The following is a 22698-nucleotide window of genomic DNA, read 5'->3' on the forward strand; positions in this document are numbered from 1 at the left end:
ATGGAGGATCAGATATGAGCGAGTATATGTTGAATTTTCACTCTTTGAGTTTGGATTTTGTTGATCGATTTAAATCGGTGCAGTATAAAGGAATCCCTTTAGCGTTATTTTACAACTTCTATTATGGGTTGGTCGCGAACGACTCAAAGTCGATCATGCTAGAAAAGTCATTCAGGGCCCCTTTGATGATTCGAATCGAACAAGAACATGAGATACAAAAAAGTTATGATGCCATCATGAATCCCATCATGAACACTGTACCCGGAAAAACCCGGCGTGATGGCAAGGTCTTGCTTTACGATTATGTACTGGCGGCGCATTCTTTCGTACATTTCCTTGAGCCTTCCAAAATCTTTATGATGAACCATGACAATGTTCTGCAGATCTTGGCGCAGTACCATATTGAAAAAAGTGAAGTCAAGAATGAATTGGTACGTCAAGCAAAAACGATCTTTGAACAGTGTACGACACAACCATTCCTTTCTAATGGGGGATTTCAGCAGTCTATCTTGGAAACGTATTTTCCAACGATTTTAAATTTGCTGATTCAAGTTGATAATCTGTTTGACCAAGTCCCCATTTCGTGTGTCATGGTTGGGACTACCGTAGATGCTGTCAGTCGAATTCTATGCGTTGTGGCAGCTCAAAGGGGTATTCCCAGCATCAATACGCAACATGGCGTCATTTCCGTTGAAGAACAATTCATGCCTGTATATGCAACCAAAACCGCTGTTTTAGGGCATTACGAAAAGGAATGGTATTTGAGACGCGGGGTTCCTGAGCATCGGCTGGAAATCACGGGACATCCCAGACATGATGTCATTTTCGCGGGGGCGCCTTCATCCAAGGAACAATTCCAAAAGAGATTTGGTTTGAATCCGCACAAGAAAACCGTGTTGATCACCTCTCAAGAAGATGTGGAAATCGTTAATTTAACGTACTTTATCGAAAATCTTATTGTAAACTGTGCTCCCGACATTTTGATCAAACCCCACCCTCATGAATATGCTTTTCAATCCATTCACATCTACAATCATTTGCTTCGACTTCCAGGAGTCAAATTGGTCAATGATTTTTTCTATCATCTACTCCCGTACGTCGATCTCGTCGTTGTTATTGGACATTCAACTACAGGTCTCGAAGCGATGTTAGCTAATAAACCGGTGTTGTGTTTCAAGAAGGAAAAGCCTGTTCCTACATTTATTAACGATTTCTATGATGCGATGGGGAGCTTTACGAATTCAAATCCGAACAAACTTGCGGAGATGGCAATCCCGCTACTTAATGGCAACAGTGATATACATCATCAATATCGCATCAAAAGAGACGATTTTGTTAAATGGAGGTACCCGAAACAAAACGCTACCAAGGAACTCTTTGACTTACTCTACAAATTGACGGGGACCTCATTTATCAATCCAAGCAACAGGCCTCCATTTTACAGATAAGGCACGCAAGGACAGATGCTTAGTGTAGAGATTTTTGCTCCCATCCTCTCGAGTGAAAGCGAGAGGATATTATGACCATGGAAGGAGGGAGGAGGGAAGCATGAAGATCCCGCCACAACAGATAAAAGATTTTTTGAAAAATAAAAAGATCCTTGTGACAGGTGGAACGGGTTCAATCGGAAGGGAAATGGTTTCCGAACTTCTCAAATACGATCCTGCCAAGGTGGTTGTTTTCAGCAAGGATGACAGCAAGCAGTACCTCATGCAACAGAATTATGCCGATCAAGGGAATCTAAGCTTTTGCTTAGGGGATATTCGGGACGATAACCGAGTGGAGTTTGTAACCCGCGGAATGGACTTGATTTTCCATACGGCAGCTTTGAAGCAAGTTCCTATTTGTGAAACGAATCCGTTTGAAGCGGCGATGACCAATATTATAGGTAGCGAAAATTTGATTCGGGCAAGTATTCAAAACAAAGTGGGCAAAGTGATCAATATCTCCTCTGACAAGGCGGTCAATCCGATCAATATTATGGGAGCGACGAAATTCATTGCGGAAAAACAGTTCAAGCAGGCGAATATCCTGTTGAATAACGGATATACGAAATTTTGCTCTGTGCGTTTTGGTAATGTGATCGGTTCACGCGGTTCAGTCATTCCCCTATTTATGAACCAAGCTAAATCGGGGCGGCCGTTGACCATTACCGATCCGAATATGACCCGGTTTTTTATGACGATATCAGAAGCTGTTTCCTTGACCCTAAAGGCAGCCTATTACAGCCAAGGGGGAGAAACGTTCATCTTGAAAATGGAGGCTCTGCGGATCAATGAGTTGGTCGAAGCGGTACAGGAATACTGCCGGAGACTGGGAAGTCCGGTTCCATTAACGAAGCTCATCGGTGTTCGGGCGGGAGATAAGCTGTATGAAGAGCTGATGACAGCAGATGAAGTGGACAAAGCCTTCGAAGACGACGAACTTTATGTCATTCGGGAGTGTGTGGATCACACATCGTTTCTTCATTTCCAACCAACTAAACTGAAGGCCTACCGTTCTGACCAGGTTAATGCGATTACGAAGGAAAAAATGGTCCATCTTCTCCATCAACTTTTTCAATAGGGATAGAGTGTACCTCAAAAGAAAGGATTTGAGACGATGTTTGTTCCTTTGTCGAAGCCAGCTATCGGTTTGTTGGAAAAACTTTATGTTTTACAAGTCCTCGAATCCGGTCAGCTCAGTCTTGGGCCGAAGCTGAATCAGTTTGAAGAAGCATTCCGAAACGAGTTCCAGGCAAAATATGCCGTGGCTATGAACAGTGGTACAAGCGCCCTCCATGTTGCGGTCAAAGCTCTCGGCCTCGGTCCGGGGGACGAGGTAATTACAACACCATACAGCTTCGTTGCCTCCAGCAATTGCCTGCTGTACGAAGGGGTAACGCCTGTTTTTGTCGATATTGATCCCCGTACACTAAATATGGATACCACCCGGATCGAGGAGAAAATTACCTCCCGAACGAAAGCGATTCTGGCCGTTCATGTCTTCGGCCAGCCGTGTGATATGGATGAAATCGGAAGAATTGCAGTCAAGTATAACCTTCGCGTGATCGAGGATGCTTGCGAATCCCTTGGTGCCGAGTGGAAAGGGAGAAAGGCAGGACTGCTGGGGGATGCCGGGGTATTCGCCTTTTACCCGAACAAGCAGATTACGACAGGAGAAGGCGGGATTCTGCTCACCAATCAGGAAGCCATATACAGAATGGCCTGCAGTTATCGCAATCAGGGACGAGACCTGGAGAGCGAATGGCTCGACCATCCTGTGATCGGCTACAATTACCGCATGTCCGATCTCCAGGCCGCGGTCGGTGTTGCACAGATGGAACGTCTTCATGAAATCCTGCTAAAAAGGGAAGCTGCGGCCATGCGATATATCCGCTTGATAGAGGAATACCAGCCACCCATCAGCCTACCGGAGATTTCCCCGGATTGCAAAATGAGCTGGTTTATTTTTGTAGTGATCCTTCCCGAATCTGCAGATCGCAAGCCATTAATGCAGCGATTAAAGGAAAAAGGAATCCAGACCAAACCGTACTTCCCATCTATCCATTTGCAATCAAGTTACATCTCCCGGTACGGATTCAAGCCTGGTGAATATCCAATCAGTGAAAAGATGTCGGAGCGTACACTGGCGATTCCTTTTTACACCGATCTTATACCCGAGGAACAGGAATATGTCATTCATCATCTGTCTCTAGCGCTGGAAGGCCGGGACACGACATGATCCGAATCGGCAACAGAACTGTCTCGGATCAGGAGCCAGCCTATATCATCGCGGAAATCGGCGTCAATCACAACGGATCCATTGAGCTGGCGAAAAAGCTGGTCGACCTCGCTCATGAGGCGAAGGTTGATGCCGTCAAATTCCAGATGTTCCATCACGAAGAATTGGTATCCGGCCAGGCTGGGCTAGTCGAATACCAGAAACGATCAGGTTACAGTAGCCAACATGAAATGCTTCGTCAGTTGGAGTTAAGCGAGCAGGACTTTGCGAAATTAAAGCTCTATTGCGACGGGCGTGGGATCACCTTTCTCTCCACACCGTTTGACGGGAAAAGCGCAGATTTTCTTCAGCGGTTGGAAGTGGGGGCCTTTAAGGTTGGTAGTGGAGATTTGACCCATTATCCGCTGCTTAGGCAAATCCAATCCTATGGGAAGCCGATCCTGCTGTCGACCGGCATGTCTACGCTAAGTGAAATCGAAGCTGTTCTTGACTTTCTGGGTGATTCCTGTTCGATTGCTCTATTTCATTGCACATCCGCATACCCTGCCCCATACGAGGATCTCAATTTACGGGTGATGGAGACGCTGAGATCTGCTTTTCGCAAGACGATCGGTTATTCCGATCATTCACTTGGAGTAGAAGTGCCGATCGCAGCCGTCGCGATGGGCTATACGATGATAGAAAAGCACTTCACGCTGGACACATCTATGGAAGGGCCAGATCATCGGGCTTCCCTGGACCCTGCGGAGATGAAACGGATGGTACAGGCAATTCGCCACATTGAAGCGGCAGTGGGAAAATCGATCAAGCGGATCGCGCCTTCCGAATCGGAAACAAGAAGACTTGTGAGAAGGGGGATCTTTGCAGGCCGGGACCTTGAGCCTGGTGTACTGATCGGTCTGGATGATTTGCTTTATCTACGGCCACTCAGCTCGATAGAAGCTTGTGATTATCAAAAAGTGATTGGAAAAATACTGCGTCGTCCAAAGAAAAAAGGAGAGCCTTTTTCGTTCGAGGATTTCAGTTAGGAGGGAAGCAGCGTGAAAATGTTATGCATCACCGGAACGCGGGCTGATTATGGCATATTTCGCCCTCTCTTATTTGAAATAAACAAGGACGCTGCTTTTTCCTTGCAGCTAGTGGCCACGGGCATGCATCTTGTCGCCGATTATGGATATACGCTGGAAGGCATTCGAAAGGACCCATTTCCGATCATCGCAACGCCTTCGATCCTGTTAAAGGGAGATTCTCTATATGCCATGTCCCAGTCGGTAGGTATGGGGATTGTTTATTTTTCGGATATTTTTCACTATCACAAGCCTGATGTACTCCTTATTCTTGGCGACCGCGGGGAAATGCTGGCCGCGGCGATCGCCGCGCATTACCAAAATATCCGGATCGTCCACTTGCACGGTGGGGAAATCAGCGGATCTGCAGACGACGCGGTTCGGCATGCGGTTTCCAAGCTGGCCCATCTGCATTTTGTCTCAACTCTTCAGGCCAAAAGAAATTTGGTCATGCTCGGGGAGGAAGAGTGGCGGGTCGTTCCTGTCGGCTCTCTTCAGAAGCGGGAAATCGAACGGATTCGGCACCTCGCGGAGGAAGAAAAACAGCTCCTGATCGACAAATACCAACTGGCATCGATGGGGAAAAAAATCCTGCTTGCGATGCATCCGGATTCAAAGGATCCGCTGTCGTTTGAAAGCCAGATCGGGGCAGTATTGGAGGCGTTGGGCGAGATCGGGGATGGCGGGATCATCATCATTGGACCGAACAGCGATGCCGGGGGAGATTTGTTTCGGGAAAGGCTGCTTGCCTACGCGGGGCAAGGTAGACATTGTCATTATTTTTCATCGATTCCTGTGGAAGAGTATCTGTTTCTCCTTTCCCAGGCCGACGTGATGATCGGTAACAGCAGCAGCGGAATTATCGAAGCCCCCTTCTTCGGATTGCCCTTTGTGAATGTCGGTGACCGGCAAAAAGGGCGGGACCAAGGGGACAATGTCGTCAATGTTCCTTATCAGGCGGATGTGATACGCGAGGCGATCTGCCTGTCCCTGAAAGAGAGCAACAGGAAAAAAGGCAAGAATCCCTACGAACTGTTCGATTCCCCGGAGCTGGAGGTGGTCAGGCAACTGAAGCGCCTTGTGAACATGCCGGATGTGCTTCATAAGAAACTGGTGACTTGGCCTGACTAAGGGAGGCCCTTATGTTCCACCTGTTTGATCACCTTGGCAGGCACTCCTACGGCCACTGAATAATTTGGAATAGGTTCGATGACCACTGCACCCGCTCCGATCAAACAACAATTGCCGATTTCTACACCGGGAATCACGATTGCCCCGGTTCCGAGATCGGTGCATTCGCCGATTTTCACCCCTCCCGCTAGTTTGCAGCCCGGGCCGATATTGACGTAATCCCCAATGGAGCAGTCGTGGTCGATGCTGGCTGTTGTATTGATGATGCAGCCTTTCCCGATCACGACTTCCGGGTTGATCACAGCCCCTGCCATCAAGGAAGTGCCTTCCCCGATGGCAGCCGATGAAGAGATGATGCTTCGGTCATGGATCGCTTGGAAGAGCTTTCCCCCTTGTTCTAAAAGGAATTCTATCTTTTTTTTTCGAGTGAAAGGATTGCCGATCGCAACGTGCCATCCGGCTATAACGACCTGGGAAGCGAGCAACTGCTCGGGGGTGTCCGGATACATGGGGAATGATTGAAAAACGGCGGAAGGGGGAAGGGGAGGGGATGTGAAAAAGATCAAATTTGGTTTTGCGTGCGCTCGTATAAAGATGTCTGCGATTACCTTGCCATGCCCGCCACTACCTATGATGCCGATCATGGTAACGCCTCTCTTTCGTTTCCTTTCTGTCGCTTTAACCTATGTGGGCTATGCTTGGTCTGCAATTTGTCCCATCCCAGGTGAGTTATGTCATTTTTAAGAAGATAGGAGCATTGCCCGATGACAGAGCAACGGTTTTTACACTCAAGTCAAATGCGGGAAAAAGCCCATAGGCTCATTCCGGCCGGTTGTCATACGTACAGCAAAGGGGATGACCAGTTCCCGCAGCTGTCCCCGGGTTTTATCCGTTCGGGAAAAGGAGCCTGGGTGCAGGATGTCGATGGGAATGCCTTTCTGGATTGGGGAATGGGCCTGCGCTCGGTATCCCTCGGCCATGGATACGATCGCGTCGTAAGAAAAGTGATCGAGTATGTCCAGTTAGGAAGCAATTTCACCCGTCCTGCCCCCATTGAAACAGAACTCGCAGAGCGGTTGCTCGACCTCATTCCTTCTGCGGAAATGGTCAAATACGCTAAGAACGGGTCTGACATTACCTCTGCGGCTGTGCGCTTGAGCCGTGCATACACGGGCCGGAAGCGGGTCGCCATCTGCAAGGAGCACCCTTTTTTTAGTTTTAATGACTGGTTCATCGGGACGACACCCTGCAACAATGGCATCCCGGATGAAATTACGGAATTAACGCTTTCCTTCCGCTACAACGACATCAAAAGCTTGCAGGATCTCTATGACCGTTATCCGGGGGATATTGCGGCAGTCATTTTGGAACCTGTCACCTCCGAGCCCCCCAAAGAAAGCTTTTTGCAGCAGGTTCGCCAACTGACAAAAAAGGAAGGTTCGATCCTTGTTTTTGACGAGATGATCACGGGATTTCGCTTCGGGCTACCTGGCGCGCAAACCCGCTTTGGTGTCGAGCCGGATTTGTCCACGTTCGGAAAAGCGATCGGGAACGGTTTCTCCTGCGCTGTTTTGGCAGGGAAAAGGGAGATCATGGAACTGGGAGGACTCAAGCATAGCCACCCCCGTGTTTTCCTGCTGTCGGGAACTCACGGCGCAGAAACACATGCCCTGGCTGCAGTGAATGAAACCATACAGGAATACCGGGAAAAAGATGTGGTTGGCCATATGGAACGGATCGGCTCGCAGCTCATGCAAAGATGGGAAGAGACTGTCCGTCTTTTCAAGCTCGAAGATTATCTCGTCGTCGGGGGCTATCCCTGCAGTCCCGTCGTCACCTGTTTCGACCGGCAAAAACAGCCCTCCGCGTGGTTCCGCACGCTCTTTCTCCAGGAAATGATCCGAAACGGTGTGTTGATCCCTTATATTTCCATCAGTTTTTCCCACAACGAGAAAGAAATCGACTTCACCATCGAAGCACTAGAGCGGACGTGTCAAGTGTACCAAAAGGCACTGGAGGGCGAAGTGCAAAAATTTGTAGTAGGCCCGCCAGTCAAGCCAGTTTTTCGCCCATTCAATTAAAAAGCGTGGTGTTGGTATGCCTATTCTGGTTATCGGTTTAGGTTCAATGGGCAAGCGCAGGATCCGCGATTTGCTCGCTTTGCAGGAAAGGGAAGTGACCGGCTGGGATCCCCGGGATGACAGGAGGAAGGAAGCAGAGCAGCGCTTCGGCATCCGTACATTTTCCTCACTGGTTGCCGCTATGCAGGAATCCATCTATGCCATTGTCATTTCCACGCCTCCGGATACGCACATGCAGTATGCTCATATTGCTGCAGACCGGAAAATCCCCTTTTTTACGGAGGCAAGCGTCACATCGGATGGAATTGCTTCCCTAATCGAAAAATTGTCGGCCACTCCAGAACTCATAGCTGCGCCGTCCTGTACGATGATGTTTCATCCAGCCGTTTCAATTATTCACGACTTGGTGAAGCGAAAAGCGGTCGGGGAAAAGATGTTCTTTCATTATCATTCCGGGCAGTATTTGCCTGATTGGCATCCCTATGAAGATTATCGGACCTACTATGTTTCCAAAAAAGAAACAGGAGGATGCCGGGAGATTGTTCCTTTCGAATGGATGTGGATCACTTCGATTTTTGGCCCCATCCGCGGCTTGTCTGCCGCCATCGGAAAGGTCAGCCAGTTGGATGCGGAAATTGATGATGTATACCAGATGATCGTATCCCTCTCTGACGGGACCCGCGGGCAAATAACGATCGACGTCGTTTCGCGCATTCCGACGCGCCGCTTTGTTCTCATAGGGGAAGAAGGAACCATTACATGGGATTTCTTTTCCCGGGACGTCATCCTGTATACAGGTTCGGGCAAACGAACTACTACGATCGCCGTCTTGCATGAAGGACGTCCCTTTCACTATGAAGACATGTATTGCAGCGAAATGAAGGCATTTCTTGCTGCGATAGAGGGAAGGCCGTTTCCCCATGATTATGTGCGCGATTTGTCGCTTCTCAAGACCTTGGAACAGATGGAGCGGGAAGCCATCTTATAAGGAAGTGAGGATGAGTCAGAATGGATGAGTTTTCTTTGCAGGATCGAGTTGTGGTGATCACAGGGGGGGCAGGACGACTGGGGACACGATTTGCCCAGGCGGTTTTGAGGCATGGGGGCAGAGTTTGCCTGCTGGATCCCGGATTTACCAATTCCGAGCGAGTATCAGACAGGGAACTTAGGTTGTCTGTCGATATTACCGATCCCGGACAAGTAAAGGAGGCGGCAGAGGAAATTCGGCGAAACATGGCACCCGTTTTTGGCTTGATCAACAATGCCTGTCTGCAGCCTGAAGGATTTTTTCGTCCCATGGAACAGTACAGTTTGGAAACATGGCGAAAAGTCATGGCGGTCAATTTGGATGGACTCTTTCTCTGCTCGCAAGTTTTCGGGGGTGACATGGCAAAGAGGGGGGAAGGAAGCGTGGTCAATATTTCATCCATCTATGGGATGAATGGACCGGATTTTTCATTGTATGAAGATCTCTCCTTCAACACACCGCCCTCTTATGCGGCCAGCAAAGCGGCTGTTCTGGGTTTGACCAGATACCTGGCAGCCTATTGGGGAAGCTGTGGAGTGAGGGTCAATGCAATAACGCCGGGTGGAGTTCAGGATGGACAGCTCGAAATCTTTGTCAACCGTTACAGCAAACGGACTCCACTTGGGAGGATGGCCGAAAAACATGAGATGGACGGAGCCGCTATCTTCTTATTGAGTGATGCATCATCCTATGTGACCGGACATAATCTAGCGGTGGATGGAGGCTGGTCTGCATGGTAGGACTTTGCTGGAGGGATCAACGATGAAAATCGGTGTATTGATCACGGCCAGATTGAAATCGACACGTCTCCCCCTCAAGCTGCTTCACATGATCAAAGGAAAGCGTGTGATTGAGCATGTGATTGAACGGTGCAAAGCTGTCATTTCCGATCAAGTGTTTCTTTGCACATCATTTGTTCCTCAGGATGCCCCACTCGTAGAAGTGGCCCAAAAGCAGGGCGTCTCCTATTTTACCGGACATCCGGATGACGTGCTTCGCCGATTGTATGACGCTGCCAATTTTTTTCACATCGATTATATCCTCTCCGTCACGGCAGACGATCCGTTTTTCTCGATCGAGTATGCGAATCGGATGGTCAATGAGGCTTATCTGCACAAGCCAGATTTTATGTATGTAGAGGGACTGCCAATCGGTGTCGGAATATACGGAATACGTTTCGAAGCGCTGAAAACCGTGATCGAATTCAAGCATCAGGTGGATACAGAAATTTGGGGCTACTGGTTCAACCAGCCTGGGTTCTTCAATGTCCATACGCTACAGGCTCCGCCGCAAGACCGCAGGGATGTCAGATTGACTCTGGATACGTACGAAGATTTGATGTTTTTGCAGCTGTTGGGGGAAAATCTTGCCAACGAAGAGGCGATGAGTTATCACGCCCTGCTACGCATCATCGATCAATTCCCGCCGGAACGTCAGGTCAATCGGAGCATCGTGCAAAGGCAACTGCCGGATGAAATCAAGGTGGAAATCGAAGCGCGTTTTACGAGCCAAAGGGAAAGGTTCTTAGAACTGAAGGAAAAAAACTATCGTAAATGAAAGGTGCATGGAAAAGATGGCATACGTAAAAGAGTTGCTGGAAAGACGTTCAGAATTGATCAGCCATCCCTATTGGATCGCGGAAACCGCCTACAATCATGAAGGGGATTTTGATTACTTTCTGCAGCTGATGGATGCTCTGCGAAGCTCGGGAGCGGATGCGGTGAAATTCCATATCATGCTGGATTTGGACGCGTATATGGTGCCTGAACACACGTTATACCCTACGCTCAAGAAATGGCTGTTTACAAAGGATCAGTGGCGCCAGTTGTTTCGCCGCTGCCGCCAGGCCGGGATGGAAGTGATCGGACTGGCAGATGAGCTCCCCTCTGTGGAGTTTTTATTGGAAGAACAAGTGGATGCGCTGGCAATCCATGCGACAAGCCTGAATGACCACTTTATGCTGAAGCGCTTGGCTGTCAGTAAAAAGCCGCTGTTCGTAGGGATTGGGGGAGCAACTCCGGACGAAATCAATTATGCCCTGCATATGCTCGCTTCCAAACAGGACCTGATCTTGATGTACGGGATTCAGCTTTATCCGACCCCTCCCGAGTTCATTGATTTGCAAAAAATCCCTCTATATCAGTCGCAATTCGGGGTTCCTGTGGGCTATGCGGACCATATGGCTTCTACTGAGGTTGTCAATCGTTATCTGGCGTTTGCAACGGCCTACAGTTTGGGGGGGCGTATCTTTGAACAGCATGTTACGTTAGATCTTTCTCAAAAACGGGAGGACGACGAGGCAGCCCTGGATGTGCACGGCTTCAGGCAGTTGAAGCAAACGCTCGATGTCGTTGTTCAAATGGCTGGTACCGTTGGGGGATTAAATGAAGGGGAAAAAGCCTACGGCAAAGTCCGGAAACATCTTGTTGCGGCCAGGGAGATTCCGCCGGGAATCATCCTGCAAGAGCAAGATATTGCATGTAGGTTGACGGAAGGCGTCGGTGACACGCAACCGCGGGATTTCCCACAGATTGTCGGTCAGAGGTTGAAGCGGAAAATCGGAAAAGGGACTGCCTTTTGCTGGAAGGATCTTGACAGATAAGGGAGGCTTACAGCATGGATCAACAGCCTAAGGAAGAATGGATGGAAATCACGACTGATTATCATAAGAAGCAATTCGGTATACCTTACAGAAGCACCGTGCTTTTTTGTGAATGGCTAGAGGAAAAGGGGTTATTGAATGCCCATGACCATAAAAAAATCGTCGATATTGGTGCTGGCCAGGGAGCCAATCTGAACTACATGGCAAAAAAATTTCCCGCTAGTGGCTTCAAGGGCATCGATTTGAACGCATGCTTGGTTGATCAGGGAAACAGGTATTTCCAGGACCATCACTTAACAAATTGCCGATTGTTGCAGGGGGATCTCTACCAACTGGACCAAGCGCATATCGGGTTATACGACGGGGTAGTCAGTTACCAAACATTGTCATGGCTGCCTGAGTATCAAACGCCACTGAGGAAAATGATGGAACTGGATGCCGATTGGATCGCTTTGACTTCCTTATTTTTCGACGGTGACGTGGATTGCACAATTACGGTAAAAGACTATACCCAGTCGATCGGTGGGGAGAACTACAGGCAAAGTTATTACAATATTTATTCATTGAATCGTGTAAAGGAGTTCTTCAAGGAAAATGGGTATACAAAGTTTTCGTCCATTCCTTTTGAGATCGATATCGATTTGCCAAAAAGTGAAAAGACTGGCATGGGCAGTTATACGGAAAAATTGACAGATGGCCGAAGGTTGCAAATTTCCGGCCCGGTGTTGATGAGTTGGTACTTTTTATGTGCACAAAAATGATGATTTTCGCGTTCCATCCGGTTTTCGTCCAATACAAATGGCGAAACGGAGAATAAGATGGTACGAATGCAAGGGTTCGGTCAGTCCATGGGGAAACGGAAGGTGATGGATCTTGAATTTTGCCATCCAGAAAACGAAGATACCGGGTTGCTATGAGATGGTACCGAAAAGATTTACCGATCAGCGAGGCGCCTTTATCAAAACGTTCCACAAGGATGAGTTTGCGGAAAATCAATTGCACGTTCATTTTGCGGAGGAGTATCATTCGATTTCCTCGAAAGGCGTATTGAGAGGATTGCACTTTCAAATCCCGCCCAAAGACCATGTCAAAATCGTGTATTGCGTTTTTGGAGAGATCATGGACGTAGTAGTGGATTTGCGGGTGGGTTCCCCAGCGTATGGGGCCTATGAGATATTCCAATTGTCGGCGGACAAAGCAAATATGGTCTACATCCCAACAGGTTTGGCTCATGGTTTTTATGTATGCCGTGAGCCGGCTATCGTCATGTACAAAGCTTCGACGGTACACGCACCGGAATTTGATAGCGGTATTCATTGGGCTTCACTGGGAATAGAGTGGCCTGACAGGAACCCCATCATTTCCGAGAAAGACAGTGAACTCCCCCCGTTTCATAAATTTAAAAGTCCTTTCCGTTACCAAGAAATGTAGAAATACGAGCAAGGGCAAGCCAGTACCCAAAGACTTGGTTCTTTATCAAGGATCTGCAAGTCAAAGGAGGTAAGGAAATGAATCCTGCCTTGGGCACAAAGACGGCCGTAATTACCGGGGCAACCGGGTTTGTCGGTTCGCACCTGGCGCGCCATCTCGTTTCCAGCGGGTGGAATGTCCATGCCATTGTGCGCCCGGTATCCAAATCGCTTTCGCTTCTTCAGATGAGTGACCGAATCACGATACACCGACATTACGGATCAACACTAGACATGATTGATATCATGAAAGAAATAAAGCCGGATCTTGTATTCCATCTTGCCTCTCTGTTCCTGGCGCAGCATCAGGCAAGGGATGTCACGCCAATGATCCAAAGCAACCTTACGTTTGCGACGCAGCTGTTGGAAGCGATGAACGCATCCGGCGTATGCCGTTTGGTCAATACCGGAACTTCCTGGCAGCATTATGAAAACAAGCAATACAGCCCGGTTTGCCTGTATGCCGCAACCAAGCAAGCATTCGAATCTATTTTGGCGTACTATACGGAAGCTACCCCGTTACAAGCCGTCACTTTGAAACTATTCGATACGTATGGCCCGGACGATACCAGACCCAAGCTGTTTACTTTGCTTCAAAAAGCTGCACGAGAGCAAATACCGTTGCCCATGTCTGCCGGGGAGCAATTACTTGACCTCGTTTATATTGATGATGTCGTCAATGCTTTCTGCTTAGCGGCAGAGCACCTGCTGGAGGGAAAAAACGCCAGCAAGAGTGAAAGTTTTGCCGTAAGCTCAGGAAACCCGGTGACGCTCAAACACATTGTTTCCACCTATGAAAAGGCGATCGGAAGGGAAGTGAACATTCAATGGGGAGCCCGTCCCTACCGTCCACGTGAAGTGATGGTACCGTGGAACCAGGGAGACATCGTGCCGGATTGGCGACCACTCATTGATTTGGAAACGGGGATCAAAAAAATAGTGCCGCACTAAGGGGTGATAAACGATGATCATTCAGCAAACGAAACTGGTCGATTGCTATGAAATCATTCCCGACAGCTTCCACGATGAACGGGGCAGATTAATTAAAACCTTTCATCAGGATACGTTTGCTGCCCATCACCTTCAAACACGGTTTGTCGAGCAATACTATTCTACTTCCCGAAAAAGAGTGCTGAGAGGGTTGCATTTTCAACTGCCCCCTCATCAGCATGTGAAGCTCGTGACTTGCATTTTCGGCCAGGTTGTCGATGCGGTAGTAGACTTGCGAGCAGGTTCTCCGACCTTTGGGCAGTTTGCCTTGTTTGATCTGCACGCGGAGAAGGGGAATATGATTTATGTTCCGGCCGGCATGGCCCACGGTTTTTACGTCGTGAGTGAAAGCGCAGTGGTCGTGAATAATGCCTCGACTGTCTATTCGGCAGAACATGATTGCGGTATCAGGTGGGATTCGGTGGGGATTCCATGGGAGGACAAAAATCCTGTCGTGTCACAGAAGGACAGTACTCTTGTGCCGTTTCCGCTCTTTTTGAGCCCATTTGTGTATCAGAAGTAAAACAAAATGGATACCGAGAACTCATGCAGTCTCGATATAGTTCAGTACGAATTGTCTGATGTGGGCAAGCTTTTGTTTTCCGTCTTCTAGGGAGTCACCTTTCACTCCAAAATATATCTTCAATTTTGGTTCTGTCCCCGAAGGCCGTACGCAAAACCAGGATTCGCCTTCCAATTGGACTTTTACCACGTCGGAGGTTGGCAGGGAAAGCGGTACGATGATCCCGGTTTGCATTTCCTTGCGTGTGCCTGCCAGATAATCCTCGATTGCGATTACTTTTTTTCCGGACATCTCCGTCAGCGGACGGCTTCGAAAGAGGGTCATGATGTTCCTGATTTTCTTCATGCCTTCTTTTCCTTTAAACGTCAAGGAATGCAGTCCCTCATCATAGAATCCGTACGTTTCGAACAACTGAAGCAAGGCGTCGTGAATGGTTTTTCCTTGGGTTTTGTAGAAGGCACATACGTCCGCTATAATCAATGCGGTCTGTACGGCGTCTTTGTCTCGCACGAAGTCGCCAAGTAAGTACCCGTTGCTCTCTTCATATCCGAATTGAAAGGAATATTCTTTCGTAATTTCATACGTTCCAATTTTCTCCCCGATATATTTGAACCCTGTTAGCGTATCAATCGTTGCCATACCGAAATCAGCGGCAATCGCTCGTCCCAACTCTGAAGTGACGATCGTTTTTAAAACGGCGCCGTTTTTCGGCAGCAGCCCGATTCTTTGTTTGTGAGACAACATATAGTGGAGCAAGAGGGCGCCGGTCTGGTTGCCTGTCAGCACCGTATACTCACCATCCAACCATTTGACTGCCACCCCGAGCCGGTCACCATCCGGATCGGTTCCGAGAATCAAGTCGGCATCCACTTCCTTAGCGTATTGGATGGCCAACGTGAAAGCCTGATGTTCCTCTGGATTGGGAGAGGCGACTGTGGAAAAATCGGGATCCGGTTTAGCTTGCTCCTGCACCACGGTCACGTTTGGATAGCCGAACGATTTCAGCCCACGAGTTATTGCCTCCATGGTGGTGCCGTGAAGCGGCGTAAACACAATGCGAATCTGATCGGCTGTTAACGATGCCTTACCTGATTGGACCCGCAAGTTTTTTATCTGTTCTAGGTACACCTCCATCAGCTTGGTGCCGATCAACTTCAATAGGCCGTTTTTCTTCAAAGTCAGTTCATCCGATAAGTCGATTTCTAGTTCGTCGTCTACTTCGTTGATTTTGGTCATAAGCTGTTGGGCGATTGACAGTGTAATTTGAGCGCCGTCTGGTCCATACACCTTATACCCGTTGTATTCGGGCGGGTTATGGCTTGCCGTAATAACGATGCCGGCAGAAGCGCCTAAATGGCGAACGGCAAAAGAAAGAAGGGGAGTCGGGCAAAGGATGTCAAACACGTACACACGGATGCCATGTTTTCCGAGAACTTTTGCCGCTTCGAAGGCAAACTCGTGGGATTTATGCCGGGTATCGTAGGCAATCACTACACCTCTTTCCTTTGCTTCGATTCCCTGTTCGATTAGGTATCGGGCTAACCCTTCGGATGCTTTCCGCACAGTGTACACATTGATTCGATTGATTCCTGGCCCTCGTTCCCCGCGCATTCCACCCGTGCCAAATTCGATGTTCTTATAAAAACAATCTTCAAGGGCCACTTCGTCCTCCTTCAGGATGGTCAGGAGTTCCTTCATTTCCCGATCCAGAGCTGCAAAAGACGCCCAACGGCGGTAATGCTTTTTCCATTCGTCTGACATTGTCTGTTTCACTCCTGTTGGAAGGTACAGTCTTTTTACCTTATTACCATCAACGGGAAGGCGTGCATGATTAAAAAATCTCTGATTCATCTAAGGAATGACCGGTCATTTTTCTGAAGGTCTGGTAACGATCATGAACCAGAAAACTGGGGTGAACAAAGTGGAGCCATATATTAATGTGAAGACTGCAGTCTTCGACATGCAAGGATACCTTGAAATCACGAACGCGAGGCTTTCCCATCTAGCGTCCTTGCAACTTCAATTATCTGGGAAATCCATCGTAGATGTTGGCTGTGGAACTGGACGTTTGACTGAGTTTCTTGTGGGCCAAGGAGCAAACGTTTTTGGAGTCGATGGAAGGGAAGACAACATACAGCAAATGCGAATTTTCTATCCCCACGTCAAGGCAGAAGTTGTGGATTTGGAAACTGACGATTTGTTAAAATACGGTCCCTTTGATATCATGTTTTGTTATGGCATTTTGTACCATCTCTCGGATCCGTTGCACTTTATTAAAAACGCGGAAAAACTATGCAGCGACATGATCTTGATTGAAACATGCATTACAGATGCAGTGGAACCAATCTGTAAGATTGTGGTGGAGGACGGAACAAACAACTCCCAGTCTATTCATCATGCCGGTTCCCGCCCGAGTCCAGCCTACGTCATATTTTGCTTGAAAAAAGCGGGATTTCCGTTCATTTACGAACCGATAGAAAAACCTGCTCACCCTGAATTTCACTATACAAAACAAAACAATTATGAGTCCCACCAAAATGGTCACCTTATCCGTGAAATTTTTATTGCCTCCAAAAAACCATTGGATCATGGCCGGCTTGTGTTAGTCGGGTAGATTGGTCAGTTCCTGATAATAGAGGAACAATAACCGTCAGAGTGTTTATCCCTGACGGTTTTGTAATGGATAATGAATTCCTACTCTAGATTGGAATATCGAGCAAAAATGATCGGTGTATCAAATACGACATAACCATGTCTACGCACTCTATAATTGACAACCGGTCAGTAGGAATAACTAGCTCTGGGTTTCCGGGGGGATCGTAAGGGGATGAGAGTCCTGTAAACTCTCTAATTGTTCCTTCTTGCGCCATTTTGTAAAGCCCTTTTGGATCCCGGCCCTGACATACTTCCAAAGGGCATTGCACGTATATTTCGATAAACTCGCCAGGAGAAAACATGCTGCGCACCATATCCCTGTCAGATTGATAGGGGGAAATGAATGATGCTAAAACCAATAGGCCGGCAGCTACCATCATTTTCGAGATTTCCCCAGCTCTTCGAATATTCTCTTTCCGATCCTCCCGGCTGTATCCTAAGTCTTTATTCAGTGCAAATCGGAGGTCATCACCATCCAGCACGCAACTATGAATGCCCATTTGGTAGAAACGTTTATCTATTTCATTTGCCAAGGTGGATTTTCCGGAGCCTGACAAACCAGTAAACCATAGTACGCCACTTTTGTGCTGATTCCAGAAATGACCTGAATCGGGCTGCTCTCCTCATTGCACAATTGAACCAACCGCTCCGTCGACCACGGGTTGCCCTCATGCAAAAATGCAACGTGCTCTCGTTCGAACTGGTTTACTAACAATGTATTCATGGATGTGCCGGCCGTTTTGGGGAGGTGTAAAAAAATAAAGAGCTTATCCGCTCGCAAGACTCCACCCTCCTTCTGGTAACCATATATTCTCAGAATAGTTTATCCGCGGGATGAAGAATTGACATAAGCGCTTTTCTCATTTTGCCTGATAAAGTCCCTACCAACCGTACAGTTGTTCCGTAACACCAGAACGAAACAATGTTTTCTGACATATTCATAAGAGATATCAATTCCGGGTGCAAGCAGTACATTCATTCGTTGTGTGGAGGATTGTCATGAGGAGTATTTTCGATAAATCAGCCCCTCCAAAAGATCTATACTATTCTGCAAAGCAATGGATCCATACGTGTTTTGACAATCCAGAGGAACTCCAACCATTCTACAAGGAATGTCCCATTGAAAACATTCCATTCCAGCCAATATTCCGAAAACAGAAGATGGGCTGGCCCCAGCTGGTTAAACCGCGGCCGCACTACATTGTCATCATGCCGAAAGGGCGGGTCTGGGGGGGAAATGGAGCCGTCGTTAGTCCTGACAACAAATTGATCTGGGATGCTTCTCATGAAATCATGAGGAAACCTCGTGAACATTCCATCTTCTCTCAGTCGAAATTGCCTCCTGTCACCTTCATTCCAGAAAATTTGGCCGTTCTTACCCATATGGAAGGATACAGTTATTATTTTTGGATGTTTGATGTTTTGGCCCGCATTGAATTATTGCGCCGCAACGGCATTCAAAGCGACAGGTATGTCCTCGCATCGATGACACGTGCGTTTCAGGAGGAGACGTTAATGAAACTTGGCGTCTCTAGAGAAAAACGAATCATCTGTGACAATCTTACCCATATTCAAGGACTTGAACTGATCGTCACGCCTTTGGTGGCTGATACGGGAATGACGCCGAAATGGGCGTGCGATTTTCTCAGAGAAGAGTTCTTGCAAAAAACGGGGATAAAGCCGTCACAGGATTTCAAACGGATCTACATCAGCCGGGCCGATGCAAAACGAAGACATGTAAAAAATGAGCAAGAAGTAATGGGTTTTCTGAAAAACAATGGATTTGCTTGCTTACTTTTGGATGGACTATCGGTAGCTGAACAGGCCCAAATCTTTTTCTCGGCGGAAATGATTATCGCTCCCCATGGGGCAGCTCTGACCAACCTCGTTTTTTCCAAACCGGGAACCAAGGTTATCGAACTGTTTTCCCCACGCTGGGTGCGCCACACCTACTGGTGGATCAGCCAGCACGGTGATCTTGATTATGATCGATTGGTTTGCGGAGGCCCGATACTTCCTATTACACCTTCTGCACCACTACCTGAAATTCTTCATGCTTTGGAAGCCGATATCACAGTCGACATGAGGAAATTGAAGAAAAAGCTAAGGAGTGCCGGTATTTCGTAAAAGGAAGTAAATATCCATAGCTGGAGGGAAATCAAATGTTTTCAAGACTCCCTTTACTATCTCAAATTCCCGTAGCGGTTGTTTATACACCCGATTCCATTCTGCAGCGTAGTCAACCACATGAATTTTCGCCTAGCTACACGATGATGAATCGAAAACGATTTTCTACGTGCACAGATGTTGAATGGTTCAATAATAACCAGTATTTAGCAAGCGCAAATTTTGGAGCTGAATCTCTTCATATCTACTCTTTTCAGTCACAAGATCATACACTCACATTAGTACAATCGCTGAACAACCAAGATGGCTTGCAATTGCATTGGCCAGACAAATTAGCATTTTCACCAAACGGTAAGCATCTCGCCATCACGAATATCAAAGGAAACAGGCCTTCAGTAAATCTGTATAACATTGATCCTCAAACAAACTTGATTCAACCTATTCCCATTAAAGTAATTGAACACCCGCAAGCTATCTTTCATGGCGTACAATTTTCCACAAACTCCCAATACCTGGTGAGCTGTTCAATCGATCATGCTGGTCTAATTCTTATTTATAAGCTTGAGTCTGATGAAAACGGGGCACTCCATATTACTCTTTCACAGGTTTTGCAAAACCACTACTCACCCCTGAAGCCGAAATCGATTGATTTTTCTGGTGATGGTTCCCTTATGGCTGTTTGTTACGGACCCAATGCAGCCGATTCTTATCCATTCAATGGGGCGCTGGCAGTCTATGCTTTTGACAACGATACAGGAAAAATCAGTCCTCATCCTCTATGCGAATTGAAAGAGACTCCTGAATTATCGTATCCCGACGATGTTTCCTTTTCACATGATGCGATGTCTTCCATCATTGTCGTTCCGTCTCAAGTAAATGATACTGTTCTTTTTTATTCTTTTGACAAGATCAACAAACAGATTGATCCGCGCTTCTTTGCGTTTACCAATCCGGATGCACAGCTTTATTTTCCACATGGTCTTTCTCTTTCGTCAGATAATCATTACTTGGCTGTTTCAAATTATGGAGACGACAAAATTACGATCTATTCCACGAAGGAAGTCTTTTATCAAGAATAAAACTCATGGCAAGAGGGGAGAGGTGGACCTGTGAAAACAGCTTTCCTAACCGGAATCACCGGCCAAGACGGTGCATACCTCGCAAAATTCTTGCTGGAAAAAGGATACCGAGTGGTGGGGCTGGTTCCTCGCCGCAGCACAGTAGACCGCTGGCGGTTGGAGTATTTGAAAATTGCGGATGAAGTGGAATATCAGGACGGGGACATTCTGGATCTCTCGTCCCTGACCAGGGCGATCAAAAAATCCAAGCCGGATGAAGTGTTCCATCTGGCAGCTCAAAGCTTTGTAGGTTCCTCGTGGGAGCAGCCGATCCTCACGGCACAGTCTACCGGAATGGGTGTTTTGCATGTGCTGGAGGCGATTCGCGAAACCGATCCGGCCATCAAAATGTACCAGGCGTCGTCGAGTGAGCTGTACGGCTTGATCCAGGAACCGAAGCAATCGGAGGACACCCCCTTTTACCCGCGAAGCCCTTACGCGGTATCCAAGCTGTTCGGATACTGGATGACGAAAAACTACCGGGAGAGCTTTCAAATGTTTGCCTGTAACGGAATCCTTTTCAATCACGAATCTCCGCTTAGGGGACTTGAGTTTGTCACACGAAAAGTGACGCATGCAGTCGCGCGAATCGTGCATAAAAAGCAAAAAGAGCTGCGCTTGGGTAACATCCAGGCCAAGCGAGACTGGGGCTTCGCTGGCGATTACGTCGAAGCGATGTGGCTCATGCTGCAGCAGGATCGGCCTGATGATTTTGTCATAGCGACTGGGAAAACGGCAACGGTCGAGGAGATGTGCAAAATCGCTTTTGACTACGTGGGACTCGACTATCAGGATTACTTGGTGATCGACCCGGATCTATACCGGCCAGCGGAAGTGGATGTCTTGCTGGGAAACCCAGAGAAGGCGAAGCAGGAGCTGGGCTGGGTGCCGAAAACAAAGCTGGAGCAATTGATTCACATGATGGTAGAAGCCGATTTGCAGCGAGTGGCAAGCATTCCATAAAAATCGAGAAATGAAAAAACGAGGCTGCGCAGTCGCCGTCCTCGTTTTTTCTGTTTCTTGCTAATTCAAATAGATTAAAACGCTTTTTTGCCAGCGAACCATGCGGTAATCCGATGGTTGATCTGCTCTTCACTCAAATCCTCAAACAGCTTGGCATCCACAACCATGTCGTACAGACGTTCCAGTGGCTCGCGGCCGTCCGCTTTCTTCGCTTTGGCGTCGTTCTTTAGCAACTCCCACGTGTCTACGACAAACTGGCGTCGGTCCACCTCAGCTTTTCGGAAAAAGAACTCCAACTGCTCTACATGATCGAGAAAATCGCTGCCGAACCGGCTCTCTACATTCCCGCGAAGCAAAGCAATCTCAGCTTCATACATCGGGCGCTCATTGCCTTTTTCCTTAGAGATCCAAGGTGTCTCTAGAACGAGGGGCAAATGACGAATTTTATCGTGTTCTACGATGTATTTCATCGCGTCGTAGCCAATCAGTCCGGCACCTACAGGCGCGTGACGGTCCTTGCCGGCTGCACGGAAGTTTTTGCTGTCGTTTAGGTGTACGACCGACAATCGATCCAGACCGATGATCTTATCGAACTGCTCAAGCACGCCATCGAAGTCGTTGACGATATCGTAGCCAGCATCGTGAATGTGGCATGTATCCATACATACTTTCAGTTTTCCATTGTCCTCTACTTTATCCATGATGTCAGCGAGCTCTTCGAAGGTACGGCCAATTTCTGTCCCTTTGCCAGCCATGGTTTCCAGGGCGATGTTCACATCCGTGGCCTTGACACCGGCAAGCACTTCGTTCAGCCCTTCCGCGATTCGCGCAACGCCGTATTCCGCATCTTTATCGGTGTACGCGCCCGGATGGAGAACGATGTTTTTCACGCCGAGGTAATCCGTGCGGCGAATTTCTTCTTGCAAGAAGCGAACGGCAAGCTCGAAGGTGTCTTCTTTATAAGAGCCTAGATTAATGATGTAAGGCGCATGGACGACGATTTCACCGATGTCATGCTTGACCATGATTTCTTTGCCCTCTGAAATGAATTGGTCTTCAATCGGTTTGCGGCGTGTATTTTGCGGTGCTCCAGTATAGATCATGAATGTACTTGAGCCATAGGAAGTAGCTTCTTGGGCGGCATTCAGAAGTCCTTTACCTGAGAAAGATACGTGTGAACCTATTTTTAACATAGATTGTATTCCCTCTTTCTTCTCAAAAA

23 protein-coding genes are annotated in these 22698 nt (G+C 47.8%); 18 read left to right on the forward strand and 5 right to left on the reverse strand.

The genetic code is table 11. The features are described 5' to 3' along the window. The first annotated feature begins 14 nt into the window (after positions 1-14). From ACIFQN_RS32840 to neuC, 5 genes are all read left to right on the forward strand, one after another. Positions 15-1448 (forward strand): hypothetical protein, encoded by a 1434-nt coding sequence (locus ACIFQN_RS32840; RefSeq protein WP_429837258.1) that lies wholly within the window; start codon positions 15-17, stop codon positions 1446-1448. Positions 1449-1548: 100 nt separating this feature from the next. Beyond that, positions 1549-2565: an SDR family NAD(P)-dependent oxidoreductase gene (locus ACIFQN_RS32845; RefSeq protein ID WP_429837259.1), complete on the forward strand. Its 1017-nt coding sequence runs from the start codon at positions 1549-1551 to the stop codon at positions 2563-2565. Positions 2566-2601: 36 nt separating this feature from the next. After that, positions 2602-3723, forward strand: a complete 1122-nt coding sequence (locus tag ACIFQN_RS32850) for a DegT/DnrJ/EryC1/StrS family aminotransferase (RefSeq protein WP_429837260.1) — start codon at positions 2602-2604, stop codon at positions 3721-3723. Then, positions 3720-4751, forward strand: a complete 1032-nt coding sequence (gene neuB, locus ACIFQN_RS32855) for an N-acetylneuraminate synthase (protein WP_429837261.1) — start codon at positions 3720-3722, stop codon at positions 4749-4751. The genes ACIFQN_RS32850 and neuB overlap by 4 nt, the downstream gene beginning before the upstream one ends. A gap of 18 nt (positions 4752-4769) precedes the next feature. Beyond that, complete coding sequence (neuC, locus tag ACIFQN_RS32860) at positions 4770-5921, forward strand: UDP-N-acetylglucosamine 2-epimerase (RefSeq protein WP_429837359.1); 1152 nt, start codon at positions 4770-4772, stop codon at positions 5919-5921. On the opposite strand, the gene ACIFQN_RS32865 is transcribed toward neuC, so the two are convergent. Next, on the reverse strand, positions 5918-6565 hold the full coding sequence (locus ACIFQN_RS32865) for an acetyltransferase (protein ID WP_429837262.1): 648 nt from the start codon (positions 6563-6565) through the stop codon (positions 5918-5920). The two genes, neuC and ACIFQN_RS32865, sit on opposite strands and share 4 nt — an antisense overlap. A 120-nt stretch (positions 6566-6685) precedes the next feature. Between ACIFQN_RS32865 and ACIFQN_RS32870 the strand changes: the two genes are divergently transcribed. The 9 genes from ACIFQN_RS32870 (at position 6686) to ACIFQN_RS32910 (ending at position 14613) form a co-directional block, all read left to right on the forward strand. Further along, positions 6686-8002 (forward strand): glutamate-1-semialdehyde 2,1-aminomutase, encoded by a 1317-nt coding sequence (locus tag ACIFQN_RS32870; protein ID WP_429837263.1) that lies wholly within the window; start codon positions 6686-6688, stop codon positions 8000-8002. Between the two features lie 16 nt (positions 8003-8018). Beyond that, positions 8019-8990 carry a Gfo/Idh/MocA family protein gene (locus ACIFQN_RS32875; RefSeq protein ID WP_429837264.1) on the forward strand — a complete coding sequence of 324 codons (972 nt, stop codon included), beginning with the start codon at positions 8019-8021 and terminating at the stop codon, positions 8988-8990. Positions 8991-9010: 20 nt separating this feature from the next. Beyond that, the gene (locus ACIFQN_RS32880) at positions 9011-9769 is read left to right on the forward strand and encodes an SDR family oxidoreductase (protein ID WP_429837265.1); all 759 of its coding nucleotides are present in this window, start codon (positions 9011-9013) and stop codon (positions 9767-9769) included. A gap of 22 nt (positions 9770-9791) precedes the next feature. Continuing rightward, entirely contained in the window at positions 9792-10586 is a 795-nt protein-coding gene (locus ACIFQN_RS32885) for a cytidylyltransferase domain-containing protein (protein ID WP_429837266.1), read from the forward strand. Positions 10587-10602: 16 nt separating this feature from the next. Continuing rightward, on the forward strand, positions 10603-11631 hold the full coding sequence (locus tag ACIFQN_RS32890; protein ID WP_429837267.1) for an N-acetylneuraminate synthase family protein: 1029 nt from the start codon (positions 10603-10605) through the stop codon (positions 11629-11631). Positions 11632-11645: 14 nt separating this feature from the next. Then, positions 11646-12392, forward strand: a complete 747-nt coding sequence (locus ACIFQN_RS32895) for a class I SAM-dependent methyltransferase (RefSeq protein WP_429837268.1) — start codon at positions 11646-11648, stop codon at positions 12390-12392. A 112-nt stretch (positions 12393-12504) separates the two neighbouring features. Continuing rightward, positions 12505-13062 (forward strand): dTDP-4-dehydrorhamnose 3,5-epimerase, encoded by a 558-nt coding sequence (gene rfbC, locus ACIFQN_RS32900; RefSeq protein ID WP_429837269.1) that lies wholly within the window; start codon positions 12505-12507, stop codon positions 13060-13062. A 77-nt stretch (positions 13063-13139) separates the two neighbouring features. Beyond that, a complete protein-coding gene (locus ACIFQN_RS32905) occupies positions 13140-14051 on the forward strand; it encodes an NAD-dependent epimerase/dehydratase family protein (RefSeq protein WP_429837270.1) in 912 nt (303 codons plus the stop codon). 13 nt (positions 14052-14064) lie between these two features. Beyond that, complete coding sequence (locus tag ACIFQN_RS32910) at positions 14065-14613, forward strand: dTDP-4-dehydrorhamnose 3,5-epimerase family protein (protein WP_429837271.1); 549 nt, start codon at positions 14065-14067, stop codon at positions 14611-14613. Positions 14614-14634: 21 nt separating this feature from the next. Here the strand turns inward: ACIFQN_RS32910 and ACIFQN_RS32915 are convergent, their stop codons facing one another. After that, positions 14635-16374 carry a phospho-sugar mutase gene (locus tag ACIFQN_RS32915; RefSeq protein WP_429837272.1) on the reverse strand — a complete coding sequence of 580 codons (1740 nt, stop codon included), beginning with the start codon at positions 16372-16374 and terminating at the stop codon, positions 14635-14637. Between the two features lie 133 nt (positions 16375-16507). Here ACIFQN_RS32915 and ACIFQN_RS32920 point away from each other — a divergent pair, with 133 nt between their 5' ends. After that, positions 16508-17227: a class I SAM-dependent methyltransferase gene (locus ACIFQN_RS32920; RefSeq protein ID WP_429837273.1), complete on the forward strand. Its 720-nt coding sequence runs from the start codon at positions 16508-16510 to the stop codon at positions 17225-17227. A gap of 85 nt (positions 17228-17312) precedes the next feature. Here ACIFQN_RS32920 and cysC read toward each other — a convergent pair whose 3' ends face one another. Together cysC and ACIFQN_RS32930 are read right to left on the reverse strand one after the other, a co-directional pair. Further along, positions 17313-17825, reverse strand: coding sequence for an adenylyl-sulfate kinase (cysC, locus tag ACIFQN_RS32925; protein ID WP_429837274.1), 513 nt, complete (start codon positions 17823-17825; stop codon positions 17313-17315). After that, positions 17786-18049 (reverse strand): hypothetical protein, encoded by a 264-nt coding sequence (locus tag ACIFQN_RS32930; RefSeq protein ID WP_429837275.1) that lies wholly within the window; start codon positions 18047-18049, stop codon positions 17786-17788. The genes cysC and ACIFQN_RS32930 overlap by 40 nt, the downstream gene beginning before the upstream one ends. Before the next feature lie 218 nt (positions 18050-18267). Here ACIFQN_RS32930 and ACIFQN_RS32935 point away from each other — a divergent pair, with 218 nt between their 5' ends. From ACIFQN_RS32935 to ACIFQN_RS32945, 3 genes are read left to right on the forward strand one after another with little or no spacing between them, the layout of a single operon-like run. Continuing rightward, a complete protein-coding gene (locus tag ACIFQN_RS32935; RefSeq protein ID WP_429837276.1) occupies positions 18268-19395 on the forward strand; it encodes a glycosyltransferase family 61 protein in 1128 nt (375 codons plus the stop codon). A gap of 35 nt (positions 19396-19430) precedes the next feature. Beyond that, complete coding sequence (locus ACIFQN_RS32940; protein ID WP_429837277.1) at positions 19431-20474, forward strand: beta-propeller fold lactonase family protein; 1044 nt, start codon at positions 19431-19433, stop codon at positions 20472-20474. Between the two features lie 30 nt (positions 20475-20504). Beyond that, a complete protein-coding gene (locus tag ACIFQN_RS32945) occupies positions 20505-21476 on the forward strand; it encodes a GDP-mannose 4,6-dehydratase (RefSeq protein WP_429837278.1) in 972 nt (323 codons plus the stop codon). Between the two features lie 74 nt (positions 21477-21550). Here ACIFQN_RS32945 and ACIFQN_RS32950 read toward each other — a convergent pair whose 3' ends face one another. Further along, entirely contained in the window at positions 21551-22669 is a 1119-nt protein-coding gene (locus tag ACIFQN_RS32950) for a deoxyribonuclease IV (protein ID WP_429837279.1), read from the reverse strand. Between the last annotated feature and the right edge of the window lie 29 nt (positions 22670-22698).

Source organism: Brevibacillus sp. NRS-1366 (assembly GCF_050467985.1).

What these genes read in the sequence shown, in the direction of transcription:
- ACIFQN_RS32840 (WP_429837258.1), top strand. Translation starts at nt 15, where the DNA reads ATGAGCGAGTATATGTTGAATTTTCACTCTTTGAGTTTGGATTTTGTT.
- ACIFQN_RS32845 (WP_429837259.1), top strand. Translation starts at nt 1,549, where the DNA reads ATGAAGATCCCGCCACAACAGATAAAAGATTTTTTGAAAAATAAAAAG.
- ACIFQN_RS32850 (WP_429837260.1), top strand. Translation starts at nt 2,602, where the DNA reads ATGTTTGTTCCTTTGTCGAAGCCAGCTATCGGTTTGTTGGAAAAACTT.
- neuB (WP_429837261.1), top strand. Translation starts at nt 3,720, where the DNA reads ATGATCCGAATCGGCAACAGAACTGTCTCGGATCAGGAGCCAGCCTAT.
- neuC (WP_429837359.1), top strand. Translation starts at nt 4,770, where the DNA reads ATGTTATGCATCACCGGAACGCGGGCTGATTATGGCATATTTCGCCCT.
- ACIFQN_RS32865 (WP_429837262.1), bottom strand. Translation starts at nt 6,565, where the DNA reads ATGATCGGCATCATAGGTAGTGGCGGGCATGGCAAGGTAATCGCAGAC.
- ACIFQN_RS32870 (WP_429837263.1), top strand. Translation starts at nt 6,686, where the DNA reads ATGACAGAGCAACGGTTTTTACACTCAAGTCAAATGCGGGAAAAAGCC.
- ACIFQN_RS32875 (WP_429837264.1), top strand. Translation starts at nt 8,019, where the DNA reads ATGCCTATTCTGGTTATCGGTTTAGGTTCAATGGGCAAGCGCAGGATC.
- ACIFQN_RS32880 (WP_429837265.1), top strand. Translation starts at nt 9,011, where the DNA reads ATGGATGAGTTTTCTTTGCAGGATCGAGTTGTGGTGATCACAGGGGGG.
- ACIFQN_RS32885 (WP_429837266.1), top strand. Translation starts at nt 9,792, where the DNA reads ATGAAAATCGGTGTATTGATCACGGCCAGATTGAAATCGACACGTCTC.
- ACIFQN_RS32890 (WP_429837267.1), top strand. Translation starts at nt 10,603, where the DNA reads ATGGCATACGTAAAAGAGTTGCTGGAAAGACGTTCAGAATTGATCAGC.
- ACIFQN_RS32895 (WP_429837268.1), top strand. Translation starts at nt 11,646, where the DNA reads ATGGATCAACAGCCTAAGGAAGAATGGATGGAAATCACGACTGATTAT.
- ACIFQN_RS32905 (WP_429837270.1), top strand. Translation starts at nt 13,140, where the DNA reads ATGAATCCTGCCTTGGGCACAAAGACGGCCGTAATTACCGGGGCAACC.
- ACIFQN_RS32910 (WP_429837271.1), top strand. Translation starts at nt 14,065, where the DNA reads ATGATCATTCAGCAAACGAAACTGGTCGATTGCTATGAAATCATTCCC.
- ACIFQN_RS32915 (WP_429837272.1), bottom strand. Translation starts at nt 16,374, where the DNA reads ATGTCAGACGAATGGAAAAAGCATTACCGCCGTTGGGCGTCTTTTGCA.
- ACIFQN_RS32920 (WP_429837273.1), top strand. Translation starts at nt 16,508, where the DNA reads ATGAACCAGAAAACTGGGGTGAACAAAGTGGAGCCATATATTAATGTG.
- ACIFQN_RS32935 (WP_429837276.1), top strand. Translation starts at nt 18,268, where the DNA reads ATGAGGAGTATTTTCGATAAATCAGCCCCTCCAAAAGATCTATACTAT.
- ACIFQN_RS32940 (WP_429837277.1), top strand. Translation starts at nt 19,431, where the DNA reads ATGTTTTCAAGACTCCCTTTACTATCTCAAATTCCCGTAGCGGTTGTT.
- ACIFQN_RS32950 (WP_429837279.1), bottom strand. Translation starts at nt 22,669, where the DNA reads ATGTTAAAAATAGGTTCACACGTATCTTTCTCAGGTAAAGGACTTCTG.